This window comes from Tenacibaculum sp. UWU-22 (assembly GCF_041021355.1).
Classification (GTDB): domain Bacteria; phylum Bacteroidota; class Bacteroidia; order Flavobacteriales; family Flavobacteriaceae; genus Polaribacter.
On sequence record NZ_JBFNGP010000001.1, the window covers coordinates 973,089 to 986,806 of the forward strand.

At 31.9% G+C, this 13,718-nt stretch carries 13 protein-coding genes; 2 read left to right on the forward strand and 11 right to left on the reverse strand.

What is annotated here, in order from left to right; all coding sequences use genetic code 11:
• Window positions 1–140: 140 nt before the first annotated feature.
• The 8 genes from AB2B44_RS04335 to AB2B44_RS04370 all read right to left on the reverse strand — a co-directional run bounded on the left by AB2B44_RS04335 (window position 141) and on the right by AB2B44_RS04370 (window position 7,478).
• On the reverse strand, window positions 141–956 hold the full coding sequence (locus AB2B44_RS04335; protein ID WP_369048318.1) for a purine-nucleoside phosphorylase: 816 nt from the start codon (window positions 954–956) through the stop codon (window positions 141–143).
• 29 nt (window positions 957–985) lie between these two features.
• Entirely contained in the window at window positions 986–1,585 is a 600-nt protein-coding gene (locus AB2B44_RS04340; RefSeq protein WP_369048319.1) for a TIGR04282 family arsenosugar biosynthesis glycosyltransferase, read from the reverse strand.
• Between the two features lie 65 nt (window positions 1,586–1,650).
• Complete coding sequence (gene arsS, locus AB2B44_RS04345) at window positions 1,651–2,706, reverse strand: arsenosugar biosynthesis radical SAM (seleno)protein ArsS (protein ID WP_369048528.1); 1,056 nt, start codon at window positions 2,704–2,706, stop codon at window positions 1,651–1,653.
• A 34-nt stretch (window positions 2,707–2,740) separates the two neighbouring features.
• Window positions 2,741–3,076 carry an arsenosugar biosynthesis-associated peroxidase-like protein gene (locus AB2B44_RS04350; RefSeq protein WP_369048320.1) on the reverse strand — a complete coding sequence of 112 codons (336 nt, stop codon included), beginning with the start codon at window positions 3,074–3,076 and terminating at the stop codon, window positions 2,741–2,743.
• A 129-nt stretch (window positions 3,077–3,205) separates the two neighbouring features.
• The gene (locus AB2B44_RS04355; RefSeq protein WP_369048321.1) at window positions 3,206–5,224 is read right to left on the reverse strand and encodes a M3 family metallopeptidase; all 2,019 of its coding nucleotides are present in this window, start codon (window positions 5,222–5,224) and stop codon (window positions 3,206–3,208) included.
• A 122-nt stretch (window positions 5,225–5,346) separates the two neighbouring features.
• Window positions 5,347–5,826, reverse strand: coding sequence for a 5-(carboxyamino)imidazole ribonucleotide mutase (gene purE, locus AB2B44_RS04360; RefSeq protein ID WP_369048322.1), 480 nt, complete (start codon window positions 5,824–5,826; stop codon window positions 5,347–5,349).
• Window positions 5,827–5,828: 2 nt separating this feature from the next.
• Window positions 5,829–6,986: a 5-(carboxyamino)imidazole ribonucleotide synthase gene (locus AB2B44_RS04365; RefSeq protein ID WP_369048323.1), complete on the reverse strand. Its 1,158-nt coding sequence runs from the start codon at window positions 6,984–6,986 to the stop codon at window positions 5,829–5,831.
• Between the two features lie 63 nt (window positions 6,987–7,049).
• Window positions 7,050–7,478 (reverse strand): hypothetical protein, encoded by a 429-nt coding sequence (locus AB2B44_RS04370; protein WP_369048324.1) that lies wholly within the window; start codon window positions 7,476–7,478, stop codon window positions 7,050–7,052.
• Window positions 7,479–7,706: 228 nt separating this feature from the next.
• Between AB2B44_RS04370 and greA the strand changes: the two genes are divergently transcribed.
• Window positions 7,707–8,180: a transcription elongation factor GreA gene (greA, locus tag AB2B44_RS04375; protein WP_369048325.1), complete on the forward strand. Its 474-nt coding sequence runs from the start codon at window positions 7,707–7,709 to the stop codon at window positions 8,178–8,180.
• A 109-nt stretch (window positions 8,181–8,289) separates the two neighbouring features.
• Here greA and AB2B44_RS04380 read toward each other — a convergent pair whose 3' ends face one another.
• A complete protein-coding gene (locus AB2B44_RS04380) occupies window positions 8,290–9,639 on the reverse strand; it encodes a DEAD/DEAH box helicase (protein ID WP_369048326.1) in 1,350 nt (449 codons plus the stop codon).
• A gap of 63 nt (window positions 9,640–9,702) precedes the next feature.
• Here AB2B44_RS04380 and AB2B44_RS04385 point away from each other — a divergent pair, with 63 nt between their 5' ends.
• Complete coding sequence (locus AB2B44_RS04385; RefSeq protein WP_369048327.1) at window positions 9,703–10,164, forward strand: Na(+)-translocating NADH-quinone reductase subunit F; 462 nt, start codon at window positions 9,703–9,705, stop codon at window positions 10,162–10,164.
• On the opposite strand, the gene AB2B44_RS04390 is transcribed toward AB2B44_RS04385, so the two are convergent.
• Window positions 10,161–12,419 carry an inorganic phosphate transporter gene (locus AB2B44_RS04390; RefSeq protein ID WP_369048328.1) on the reverse strand — a complete coding sequence of 753 codons (2,259 nt, stop codon included), beginning with the start codon at window positions 12,417–12,419 and terminating at the stop codon, window positions 10,161–10,163. The two genes, AB2B44_RS04385 and AB2B44_RS04390, sit on opposite strands and share 4 nt — an antisense overlap.
• 69 nt (window positions 12,420–12,488) lie before the next feature.
• Window positions 12,489–13,700 (reverse strand): porin, encoded by a 1,212-nt coding sequence (locus AB2B44_RS04395; RefSeq protein WP_369048329.1) that lies wholly within the window; start codon window positions 13,698–13,700, stop codon window positions 12,489–12,491.
• Window positions 13,701–13,718 lie beyond the last annotated feature (18 nt).

Here is a 13,718-nt window from a genome sequence, read left to right on the forward strand (position 1 = left end):
TTCAAATTTTTCCTCAAAAACTGGGGCAAAGTTATAGATTAAATTTATATTTTAAAAAAACTTTTTGTTAAAAAGAGCCCAAGATAGCTTTGAATTAGATAAAATTATAGAAAACCGTATTTATACTCAATATATTGGTTTTACAAATCAGCAATTAAGCTTTTAAAAAGGGTAATTATTTTAGGTTCGGCTTTGCTAGCAATTTCAATAATTTCTTTAATATTTATAGGTTTTAGGTTTGATGGATTACATTCGTCAGTTAGTATAGAAATTGCTGCACAAGCTATATTTAATTGTTTAGCAACAATAACTTCAGGTACCGTACTCATGCCTACGGCATCTGCTTCTAAAATTTGTAGTATTCTATATTCTGCTTTAGTTTCTAATTGAGGGCCTAAAACACAAGCATATACACCTTGGTGTAATTGTATATTATTATGTTTTGCAATTTCTTTTAATTTTGAATTAATTTTTTCTGAATAAGGCTCAAACATATCTACAAAAATATTTCCAAAATTAGCCGCTTCTTTAAAAGCTAGAGGAGAGTTGCCTTGTAGATTTAAATGGTCGTTTATTAACATTACATCTCCTTTTTTATAATTTAAATTTATTGCTCCAGCAGCGTTAGAAATAAGTAATGTTTTGATGCCTAGGGCATGCATTGTTCTAATGCCGTAGGTAACTTCCCATAAGTTGTATCCTTCATAGAGGTGAAACCGACCTGACATAACCACTACTTTTTTTCCAGATAAGGTGCCGTAAATTAATTTGCCAGAATGAAATTGTACCGTTGCTTCTGGAAAATGAGGAATTTCAGTATACAGAATTTCTTTTTCAATAAGTATTTCGTCTACTAATTTTCCTAATCCAGTACCTAATACAATTCCTATTTCAGGATTTAAAAAGCCTGATTTTTTTAATAATTCAGCTGTTTCGAGTAGTTGTTTTTGTTTCACACAAATAAGTTTACGTTCGTGATTTATTTTTATAAAAATGACTTAAAAGCAGCGTGATTTTCAAGGTCTTCAATGACATCTATGTCATTTAATTCGTCTAGTAAATAAACGCGATTATCTTTTAAATCGTTTAACGTTTCTGTTTTAACAGTTGCTGTGCCCCATGCTTTGTTTTCAAAAATATTAGCATGTAGTTTTTTCATTGCTAAAAGGTAATATCCACCATCTTTTGCGGGCCCCATTACTACATCATTTGAGTTTAATTTTTCAAAAGCTTTGTTTATGTGGCTTTGTGTTAAATCGTACAAATCACTACCAATTATCAATACTTTTTTATACCCCATATCAAAGGCTTTTTTAAAAGCACTTTGCATTCGCATGCCTAAATTTGAACCTTTTTGTTGGTGTTTTTGGTAAATAGTATTGTCCCAAATATCATTTTTTATAGTTTTATTTGAATAATAAACGGCTTTGTCACAGGTTAAATTTTGGGTAATAGTTTTGGTTTTATGTAATAAAATTTGATACACCTCTAAAGCCTTTTGATCACCTATAGAGGCTGCTAATCGTGTTTTTACTTTTCCTAGTTTTGGATTTCTAACAAATATAATTACAAAATTTTTGGTCATTTATCGGTTTCTTTTATCAAACACTCTAGAGTTTACGTATTAAGTAGCAGTAAAAATCATATTGTTTAAATTACGGCTCCTTGACAGCTGCTGCCAGAACCAGCAGTGCATCCGTAGCAGTGTTGATGAATATTTATAGATCTATTTTGCAACAAATTTTCATTATAATCAGTAATATGTTGCACTGTACTTGCTACTTTTAAGTTTAGCATTTGGTTAAAATCGCAATCGTATAAATACCCGTTCCAACTAACCGAAATAGAGTTTGTACACATTACATTTTTTAATGTATTAGCATTATATGCTTCAACTAAAGTATACATATAATCTTCATAATTTTCTGAAACAATTAAATAATCTAAAAATCGACTAATAGGTAAATTGGTAATGGTAAGCAAATTATTAAAATAAATAGAAAAATTGTTTTCTAGCGCTTTTTTAAAGTCGTTTTCTAAGGCTTTTTGGTTTCCTGGCAAAAAAGCTCCTGAAGGATTGTATACTAAATCTAATTTTAAATTGGTTTGCGCTTTTCCGTATCCTACAGCATTTAGCATTTTTAATGCTTGTATAGATTTATTAAAAACACCATTGCCTCGTTGTTTGTTTGTTTTTTGTTCTGTGTAATGAGGCATTGATGATACCACATGAATATTGTATTTTTTAAAAAACTGGGGTAAATCGTAATATTTTTTATTTGATACAATAATAGTTAGGTTAGACCGAACAATAAAATCGTTAATACCTATTTTAGCAGCCTCTTGAACAAACCATCTAAAATTAGGGTTTAATTCTGGTGCTCCACCTGTTAAATCAAGCGTGTTGGGTTTTGTTTTTTTTATAACCTCTAAACATTGTAACAGGGTTTGTTTTGTCATTATTTCTTTTCTGTCTGGGCCAGCATCAACATGACAATGTGCACAAACCTGATTACACATATACCCTAAATTGAGTTGTAAAACTTCTAGTTTTTTAGGGCGAATAGGAAATTGATTTGTTTCTTTTATTTTTTGGGCAAAAGTGGGTAGTTTGCCGTTATTGAAAATTCCGTTCGATAAAATTTCTAATTGCCGTTGGGTATTTGCTAAGTCGTTATTTCTAGCAATAAGAGATTTTTTCATGATGAAATAAATTATGGGTAGTATTGGATTATAAAACCTACATTTCTAGCTTATTTACTTTATTCATCATTTGTACTCCATGTACTAGGGTTGCACCACTTTTTATTGCGGCTCCAACATGTATGGCTTCCATCATTTCTTGTTTTGTAATTCCGCGTTGTAACCCATCTGTTGTATAAGCATCGATACAATAAGGGCATTGTTCGGTGTGTGCAACGGCTAAGGCAATTAAACTTTTTTCACGAGCGGTAAGTGCGCCCTCTTCAAAAACACTTTTATAATAGTCAAAAAATTTGTTGCCAAGTTCTTCACTCCACTGAGTTATGTCTCCAAATTTTTTTAAATCGGTTGAATCGTAATATGTTTTAGACATGATTTATTTTAATAGGTTAACATAGTTTTAAATAAAACAGTATTTCTATAATACGAGTTAAAATTACGAAAACTTAGGTATTGATGCTTAGGATATATTAAAATCGTTTTATTTATAAAGCCGTGTTGTTTAAATAAGTCCTGCTCGTTTTAACAACGCATCTGAATTGGGTTTTTTACCTCTAAATCGTATGTATAAATCCATAGGTTTTTCGGTGCCTCCTTTTGATAAGACGTTGTTTTTAAATTTATCAGCTACATTTTTATTAAAAATACCGTTTTCTTTAAAATATTCAAAAGCATCTGCATCTAGTACTTCTGCCCATTTATAAGAGTAATACCCTGCTGAATATCCACCTTGAAAAATATGAGAAAAAGCAGTGCTCATACAGTTTTCTGTTACATCAGGAAATAATTGAGTGCTTTGAAAAGCATTGTTTTCAAAATCTTTTACAGAAGAAATGTTTTCAGGCAGTTCGTTTGAATGCCAAGACATATCTAATAAACCAAAGCTTAATTGACGTAAGGTTTGCATGCCTTCGTGAAAACTTGCTGATTCTTTTATTTTTTGCACATATTCCATTGGAATAAATGCATCTGTTTTATAATGTTTAGCAAATAATGCTAAAGCATCTTGTTCGTAACACCAGTTTTCTAAAACTTGACTAGGCAGTTCTACAAAATCCCAAGAAACGGAGGTGCCTGATAAACTGCTATATGTGGTATTGGCTAGCATTCCGTGTAGTGCATGACCAAATTCGTGAAAAAGTGTAGTAACCTCGTTAAAAGACAACAAAGAAGGCTTTGTTTGGGTAGGCTTAGTAAAGTTACAAACAATAGAAACTTGTGGGCGTTCGTTTACGCCATTTTTAATTTGTTGCGACTTGTATGAAGTCATCCAAGCACCACCTCGTTTTCCTGCTCTTGGATGAAAATCGGTATACAAATACGAAATAAAATTTTTTTCCGAATCGGTAACACGGTATACTTTAACATCTTTGTGATAGGTGTCAATATCAAATACTTCTTTAAAATTTAAATCGTATAATTTATTTGCTACCTCAAAAACACCATCAATTACATTTTCTAATTTAAAATAGGGTTTTAATAACTCTTGGTCTAAGTTAAACAACTCTTTTTTTAGTTTTTCTGAATAATAAGCACTATCCCATTTTTGTAGTTGGTCAATACCATCTAATTTTTTAGCGTAATCTTCTAAATTTTTAAATTCACGTTCTGCAGCAGGTTTTGCTTTTTCTAATAAATCATGTAAAAAATCTAGTACTTTTTTTGGGGTTTCTGCCATGCGCTCTTCTAACACAAAATGCGCATGTGTTTTGTAGCCTAATAAATTGGCACGTTTATGGCGTAGGGTTACAATGTTTTTTACAATCTGTTCGTTGTTAAACTCGTTTTTTTGAAACCCTTTTTTGCCCATAGCAATCACGAGTTTTTTGCGTAATTCTCGGTTGTCAGCATATGTTACAAAAGGTATATAGCTAGGGTAGTCTAAGGTGATTACCCAGCCCTCTTTTCCTTTTAATTTAGCTATTTCTTTGGCAGCTTCTTTGGCACTTTCGGGTAAGCCAGAGAGGTCTTTTTCGTTGGTTAAATGCATTTCAAATGCATTGGTTTCTGCCAATACATGTTCGCCAAATTGTAATGATAATTTTGCTAATTCGCTGTCAATTTTACGTAATTCTGTTTTTTCTTTGTCATTTAAATTTGCTCCGTTACGCACAAAACCTTTGTATTGCTTGTCTAGCAGCATTGTCTGCTCAGGAGTTAATTTTAAATCTTTTTTTTGATTGTAAACGGCCTGTACTTTTTTAAACAATGCTTCATTTAAAATCATATCGTTTTTAAATTCACTTAGCCAAGGAGAAACTTCTTGAGCAATTTTTTGAATTTCGGCATTGGTTTCTGCACTATTTAAGTTAAAGAATATAGCGGTAATACGATCTAATTTTTCACCAGTATAATCTAAAGCTTCAGTGGTGTTTTGAAAGGTTGGCGATTCAGTATTTTTTACAATTGCATTAATTTCTTCTTTAGCTAATTCAATAGCTTTTTTTATGGCGGGTTTATAATCGTTCTCGGTTATTTTAGAAAAAGGAGGCGTATTAAAATCTTGTAATAATGGATTCATTTTTTTTAGTAAGTTTAATAACTAGTTTTGTTGGAAGCGGTAAATTTTAGAAAAAGCAAAGGGTTTTGTTTCAAAATCATAGTTTTATATGGTGAGCTATTGATTTTGAATTTGGTAAAATTTTATTTACGCACTTTTTCTGATGCTTTTTCAACCTTTAGCTTTAAGCCTTGTTTGTAGGCAATAATTTTATCTAAGACACATTTATCTGAGGCGCCTATAATTTGAGCAGCTAAAATACCGGCATTCTTTGCCCCATCTAAAGCTACGGTGGCTACAGGGACGCCTCCAGGCATTTGAAGAATTGATAAAACAGAATCCCAACCATCTATAGAGTTTCTACTTTTTACAGGCACCCCAATTACGGGTAATGGGCTCATGCTGGCTACCATTCCAGGCAAGTGTGCTGCTCCGCCTGCCCCTGCAATAATTACCTGAATGCCACGTTTGTGAGCATTGTTGGCATAATCAAATAATTTTTCGGGTGTTCGGTGTGCCGAAACAATATCTACTTCAACAGCGATGTCAAAACTTTCTAAAATGTCAATTGCTTCTTGCATAATTGGAAGATCTGAATCGCTTCCCATAATAATTCCTACCATAATTATTTACTTATTACTCGAATTGTTTCTTTTACTTGTTGAGCTATTTCTCGAGCTTTATTAATATCTTCATTAACAATAGTTACATGACCCATTTTACGAAAAGGTTTGGTTATTTTTTTTCCGTAAATGTGTGGTGTAACCCCGTCAATTTTTAAAATTTCTTCTATGTTTTCATATATCACATCACCTGTATATCCTTCAGCGCCGACTAAATTTACCATAATTCCAGCAACTTTACTTTTAGTGTTTCCTAACGGAAGATTTAAAATGCTACGGATATGTTGCTCAAATTGATTGGTATAGCTAGCTTCGATAGAATAATGACCCGAATTATGAGTTCTTGGAGCAACCTCGTTTACTAAAATTTCATCGTTTTCTGTTTGAAACATTTCTACAGCTAGTAAGCCAACAAAGTCAAAAGTATTGGCTACTTTTAAAGCTATTTCTTGGGCTTTTTTAGCTACTGAAGGGTCTATTCTAGCAGGGCAAATTACGTATTCTACTTGATTGGCTTCTGGATGAAATTCCATCTCAACAACCGGATAGGTTTTTGTTTCTTTATTGGTGTTTCGGGCAACAATAACGGCTAATTCGTTTTTAAACGGAATTAGTTTTTCGGTAATACACTCTCCGAAAGGTAAATTTTCTAAATCGGCTGCTGAACGAACTATTTTTACCCCATTTCCGTCGTAACCAAACCTTGCCGATTTCCATACAAAAGGATAGGTAACAGCATCGTTGCTAATGGCATGTTTTAGTTCTTCTAAAGAAGTAAATCTTGAAAAATCAGCAGTTGGAATTTCATTGTCATGATAAAACACTTTTTGATGCGCCTTGTTTTGAATAATTCTTAAATTGGCTGGTTTAGGGTAAATGGTTACCCCTTCTTTTTGTAGTTTATCAAGGGCATCAATGTTTATATTTTCTATTTCAATGGTTAATACATCTACTTGCTTTCCAAAGTTATAAACAGTATCAAAATCTAATAAATCTCCTTGATGAAATTCGTCACAGATTTTTGCGCAAGGGGCATTAGCATTAGCATCTAGTATAAGTGTGTAAATGTCAAACTTTTGCGTTTCGGCAAGTAACATTCTTCCTAATTGACCTCCTCCTAAAACGCCTAATTTAAAGTTTGAAGAAAAATAATTTTTCACGAGTTGTATACGATTGTAAAGATTACTACAAAAATAACAATCTAGTTTAATTATTACGGGGTTTTATATACTTATTTGTAAGGTATTACCTGTTTGTATTACATTATATTCGAGAGCAAAGCACGAACCATCTCTAATACAGTTTCCGTTGTTGTTTATGGGGCAGCCAGAAAGCATACTATATTTTTTGTCGCTACAAGGGCATTCTAACCGTGGATAATTAATGGTCATGGGCGAAGAACAATCTTTTTGAGGACATTGTAAATCGAAAGCCTTGTATTTTGGGGTAGACCCCGTATTAATAATAACAATATTTCTGTTGCCTAAATTGGTAGTGGCAGATCTACCAGGTGTTTCAAGATTAATAAATTCAGCATTCTTTAAATAAATGGTTTCGGTTAAGGTAATACCTCGAAAACAATTGTTTTCAATAACTTCTTTACCACAACTTAAAAACATAAAAAACAATAAGCTAACAAATACTTTTTTCACGTAAATAATTTTATTTTTATCGGTTTATGGGTGTTTATTTACTATAAATGTAAAACGACAGCAAGTTATAAATATTTTGTATATTTGCTATATAATCTCATTCTGTTACTAACAGTAATGAGATTTTTAATTTAATTAACCTTAGTTTATTTATAATTATATTGGTTATCTCCCTTATGTTTAAATAGAAAATGCATTAAAGGGAATAGAATTTTAAACATAGAAACAATGGCTAAAATATCATATTATTCACGAGAAGGACTTAAAAAGCTAAAAGATGAATTAGCTTATTTAGAACAGGTTGAGCGCCCTCGTGTTTCACAAGAAATTGCAGATGCTCGTGATAAAGGAGATTTAAGTGAAAATGCAGAATATCATGCCGCTAAAGAAGAGCAATCGCTTTTGGAAACAAAAATAGCAAAACTTAAAAATGTAGTAGCAAATGCTCGTATTATTGATGAAAGTCAATTAGATACGTCTAAAATTCTTATCCATTCGGTAGTGAAATTAAAAAACGCAACCAATAATATGGAATTTACCTATACTTTAGTTGCCGATAGCGAGAGTGATGTTAGAAATGGTAAATTGTCGGTAAATTCTCCTATAGGAAAAGGGCTGTTGGGTAAAAAAGTAGGTGAAGTTGCTGAAATACAAGTGCCTAATGGTATTATGAAGTTTGAAATTATAGATATTTCGCGCTAAAATAAAAACAGATTTAAAGTAGGCTTGAGTAAATTTTTTATAGTTATTACTTCTTAACTGAAAAAGTATTTGAGTTTTTATTAGTATAAAAATAATAAGTTCCAAAAAGCTACTTTTTATTTTTTTTGTTATAATTTTTATCTCCTCTTGTTTTAGGTTTTTTGTATTTTTTTGCTAATTCTCTGCGGTAAGAACCTCCTTGATTGGTTTTTTTATTTTTTTCTTTTTTTTCGTGAAAAGCAGGTCCGCGAACATCTTTTGATGTTCGGTTTTTAGACTTCTCTTGACGTTCTTTGGGGCGTTCTTCTTCGGTTAATTGCTTGCTTATTTCAACCGCTATAGGCAGTGTGGTTATTGGAATAGTATATTGCATCAGCGTTTCAATACGCTTTTTAGCTTCTTGTTCTTTTTCAGTAGTTAATAAAATTGATTTTCCATGATATTCAGCACGACCAGTTCTACCTATTCGGTGTATATAATTTTCAGGAAAATAAGGGGTGTTAAAATTTATAACTTGGGTAATTTCGTTTAAATCTAGTCCACGAGCAATAACATCAGTAGCAATCAAAATTCGCTTTTTGTTGGTGTTAAATTCTTCTATAGAACGGATTCGGTAGTTTTGGGTTTTGTTTGAATGAATAACAGCTACTTGCGATGGAAATGTTTCTTCTAAACAATCTAATAACCGATCGGCTTCTCTTTTATTGGCTGTAAAAATTAATACCTTACTGTATGTATTTATATCGTCTAATAAATGATTTAGTAAATTTACTTTAGTGTAAAAGTTTGGAACATTATAACTAGTTTGTTCAATATTTTCTAAAGGCGTACCACTTACTGCAATTGATATTTTTTTAGGAGCAATAAAAAATTCATCAATTAAGGTGGCAATTTCTTCGGTCATTGTAGCAGAAAACATAATGTTTTGTCGACTTTTAGGCAGTAAATCAAAAATATTTAACAGTTGAAAACGAAAACCTAAATCTAACATTACATCAACTTCGTCGATTACTAATTTTTGAATAGACTTAAGTTTTAAAACGTTACTGACACTTAAGTCGTATAAGCGCCCAGGAGTGGCTACTATAATGTCTAACCCTTGTACCACTTGTTGTTTATGAGTGTTAATATTTACCCCACCAAAAACGCCCAAAACACGTATGGTTATATAAGTGGTTAATTTTTCTATTTCTTGAACAATTTGTAGCACTAATTCTCGGGTAGGAACAAGAATTAAAACTCTAGGATGTTGTTGTTTTGAAAATTTTAAATCGCGAAGAATAGGCAAAAGGTAAGCGAAAGTTTTTCCTGTTCCAGTTTGTGATATTCCAACCACATCTTTACCAGATCGAACAATTGGAAAAGCTTCTTCTTGTATAGGAGTTAATTGTGCAAAACCTAAATCGGTAATTGCATTTAGTAACGGATTTTGTAAATCTAGCTCTTGAAAAGTTGCCATTGAAATAATTTATGTAAAGATACAACCAAAATTTTGTATATTTAGGAAACTAATTTTTTTAAAATGAATATTCCAGAGAGATTAGAACAGGCATTAATTAAGTTGTACAATGCATTTCATAATGATGAATTAAACCCTGAATGTTGTTCGGCATGTGCTGTTGGAAATATTTTAGACAATAAAGATAGTTGGAAATATTTATCAAATGACCACGGCTCTCTACAGCTTAATTACATTGGTGAAATACACCAAAATATGGGGCGAAAATTTAACGGCTATGCCCCTTTAGAGTTACTAACCATAGAGAAAATATTTTTAGAGGCCTGTGGTTTTATAACCCCTCTTTGTCATTACAATTCAAAACCACAAAACCCTAGAAATAAAGAGGCTTTGTTTAACGGTTTGTGTGCGGTAGTAACCTACCTATGTGCATTAGATAATATACCTGATGTGATGAACTATTCTCGTATTTTTGAATACGAACAACACAATCCAGTTTATAAATTTGATGTTATTTACAACTAACTTAATTGTGCATTTTTAGTGCTTATATGAAACTCTTCGTAAGTTTCTAATAAGTTCATTAATGCAGTAACTAAATCTTGCGTTTCTAATAAAATACTAAAGTATAACGTGGTGTTTTTTGCGCTGGTTTCGTCTGTACGAATACGTGATACTTGGTTTTCGATAGAAGATGATACGTCTTTTAATAGTCGCTTTTTATCACTAATAAGTGTTGTTAAATCATCAAACGAGCGAGTTTCAAAAATATGGCTGATACCATTAAGCAAGGTAGACAATTGATTGTCTATTTTTTTTAGGTCTTTTAGTTGTCCTTTTTTTAGGGTTTTATGATTATTGTTAACGTGTTTGTATGTTGCTTTAGAAATATAACTAATAGATTGTGCCACATCTTGTAAATAACCAATCACCATTATATAAAATCTACTAGCTTCTACAGATGTTTCATCTAACGATTTGATAAAATAAAACACACTATCTTTTAACTCTTCAATTTCGTTATTAAGTTTAGCAACGTATTTTTCGGTTTTTCGCAATTTATTTAAATCGTGTTTTGCTAGGTCGTTTACCACAGAAGTGTATAATTTATTTACTCGTGAAGCTACTTCTGCAATATGGTCGGCACTTTCTTCTATTACCCCATTAATGGTAATTAATTCTGAACGTTCTATAAATAGTTGTTTTTTTACTTCTTTGCTTTTTTTTCTGTAAAGCAGGGTGTTTCTTGCTATTAAAAAGGCAACGGAAGCTAATAAAATAGGAATCATAACCATGTCCCAACTAATTAGGTATGCTACTACAGCAGCGGCAGAAAAGGCTACAATAGCGGTTAAAAACCATCCTCCAATTACGTTAATAACCCCTGCTACTCGGTATACCGCACTTTCGCGCCCCCAAGCTCTATCTGCCAACGAAGTACCCATTGCCACCATAAAAGTTACATAAGTAGTTGATAATGGTAGTTTCATAGAGGTACCTATTGAAATTAAAATACCTGCTACAACTAAATTTACAGAAGCTCTTACTTGGTCAAATGCGGGTAATTCGTAAGTTTTATCTTTCGGTAATTTTATAACGGGTTTTTGAAATCTTGAATCGATATAGGTTAATGTTTTTTTCGGAATAACACTGCTAATACCTTGATTAATAACCATTGATGTTCTTACAACAAATCGCGATAAAAAATTTGGTTTAAACTTTTCGTGTCCGTCGCCTTGTCGCGATAAATCAATTCCTGTTTTTATTACATTTCTTGCCTTACTTGAAGTCCATAAGGTAATAACCATAATTGTACCAGCTATCAATAGAAACCATACATTTGAAGGTACTTTTTGGCTTAATATTTCCATTGAAAATTTATCAGCAGTTACACCAGAGGCTACCCAAGCTTCATATGAGTTCCACGCAGCTATTGGCACACCAATAAAATTCACTAAATCATTACCCGAAAAAGCAATGGCTAATGAAAAGGTTCCGATACCAATAATTACTTTTAAGATATTAACTTTAAAAAATCGTATTAACAGGTATGCAATTGAGGTCCAAAACAGAAAACTTCCTGTAATTATTAATAGTGTATTACCTTCTATAAGATGTTTTATATTACTGTAAAAAGGGGTTCCTTTTAACCCTTTAACAATAATAAAATACGTAATAGCTGTGATAGCAAAACCACCAAATAAAGCATTTATATAAGTTGCTCTTTTTTGAAAATTAAATGAATAAATTAATCTAGAAAAAAATTGGACGATAGCCCCTACTGAAAAAGCCACGACTACCGAGAGCAATATACCTCTAATAATTTCAAAAGCTTTTTTATGATTTATATACCCTGACAAGTCTGCAATAGATTGTGCATTATTGTCGGCTATTTTAATTAATGAAATACAAACAGCAGCACCTAATAATTCAAATACAATAGACACGGTGGTAGACGTTGGCATTCCTAGAGAATTAAAGATATCTAACAATAAAATATCAGTAATCATAACCGCCATAAAAATAAACATGATGTCTTGAAACATAAACATGCCTGGGTTAAAAATACCTTTTCGAGCAACTTCCATCATACCACTTGATGTAACTGCACCAAAAAATACACCGATACTAGCTATTATCATAATATTTCTTATTGATATAGCTTTTGAGCCAATGGCTGAGTTTAAAAAGTTAACCGCATCGTTACTAACACCTACAACTAAATCAACTACCGCTAATACAGCTAAAGCGATGAGCATTAAAATATATGGATCTCCCATTTTAGTTTAAAAATTTTAAGCAAATTTACATACATAAATTTATGCCAATGTTAGGTTTACGTTATCATTTTAAAAATGAATTTCTACTTGTAAACGAGTCATAAGTTGATTTTTAGCACTTTGTGCATCTAGATAGCTTATGTCGGTTTGAACTTTAAGGCTATGGCCATTAATATATTTAGAGATGCCTAAAGTATATTGATTTTCAGAGCTTTTGTTAACAATCTTTTTATCAAACATAATGTTTGTATAACGCCCAGTGAGTTCCCAGTTTTTAGAAAATAAATAACCGCTTTGTAGGTTAAGACCGCTACCTACTTGTACGACTTGCCCTGTTAATGTTCCGTCAGAATTTTTTGCTATAGGGTCTTTAGCATTTCTATGGGCATACTCGCCCATTAAAGAAAATCCGTCGTATTTATACATACCATCTATAAACCACGTTGTTATATTGGTTTTGTAAAATCCGTCATCTGTTGTCGTCATATAAGAACCTTGATTGCTTTTCGTTTTTACAGCATTGTTGTTAAAATCACAACTTATTGCCACGGCTAGTTTATGCTTTTTTTGTCTTTCTAAATCTCCGCCACTATAATCGCCTTTACCTAAAAATTTGCCGAAAGGTAAAAATTCTATTTTACCAGTATATTGATATCCTCCAAGGTTTTCACTAGTAATATTTCTACCCTCTCCTTGCGCGACAGAAAAGGCTTCTTTTACAATAAATTCATCAAACAATTTAAAATGGTGATGAAGTTGAAGCCCCAAATCTCTATCAATATTAAAATTTTTGTTTAAAAGCGATCTATCTACTAATTCTAAATTTGCAGATGAAATTAGGCGTTCTCTATTACCAGGTAATTTAGTCTGACCAAACCAAATCGATAAATTTTTATAAAAGTTCCATTTTAAAACAGCATCTAAAATTATTCTAGGTGCATTATTTGTGTACTCAGAACTTCCTCCAATATCATTATTAGAAAGCCCTAGTTCTATTTTGTAGGTTAATTTAGGAGAATAAGCAAAACCATCAAATTTTAAACGAGCTCTTCTTACGAGCATTGATGATGTGCTGTTTAACAAACTGTTGTTGTCGTAGTTCCATTTTGCGGTAGTTAATAATTGCATTCGCGCACCAACTTTCATAGAAAAGGTACTGTCTTTAGCAACAATATTAATAATTCCTTTTCCAAATTTTGGCGAATGTATTTCTTGTGCATTTGTTTTGTAAAATACGATTAAACAGATTACTAACAGTAGTTTTTTAAATTTTGTTGTCAATGGTGTTGTTTTTTGGGT

Excerpts from the sequence above, each read along its gene's own strand:
- AB2B44_RS04390 (WP_369048328.1), bottom strand. The coding sequence starts at position 12,419 with ATGGGAGATCCATATATTTTAATGCTCATCGCTTTAGCTGTATTAGCG.
- greA (WP_369048325.1), top strand. The coding sequence starts at position 7,707 with ATGGCTAAAATATCATATTATTCACGAGAAGGACTTAAAAAGCTAAAA.
- AB2B44_RS04385 (WP_369048327.1), top strand. The coding sequence starts at position 9,703 with ATGAATATTCCAGAGAGATTAGAACAGGCATTAATTAAGTTGTACAAT.
- AB2B44_RS04355 (WP_369048321.1), bottom strand. The coding sequence starts at position 5,224 with ATGAATCCATTATTACAAGATTTTAATACGCCTCCTTTTTCTAAAATA.
- purE (WP_369048322.1), bottom strand. The coding sequence starts at position 5,826 with ATGGTAGGAATTATTATGGGAAGCGATTCAGATCTTCCAATTATGCAA.
- AB2B44_RS04340 (WP_369048319.1), bottom strand. The coding sequence starts at position 1,585 with ATGACCAAAAATTTTGTAATTATATTTGTTAGAAATCCAAAACTAGGA.
- AB2B44_RS04350 (WP_369048320.1), bottom strand. The coding sequence starts at position 3,076 with ATGTCTAAAACATATTACGATTCAACCGATTTAAAAAAATTTGGAGAC.
- AB2B44_RS04380 (WP_369048326.1), bottom strand. The coding sequence starts at position 9,639 with ATGGCAACTTTTCAAGAGCTAGATTTACAAAATCCGTTACTAAATGCA.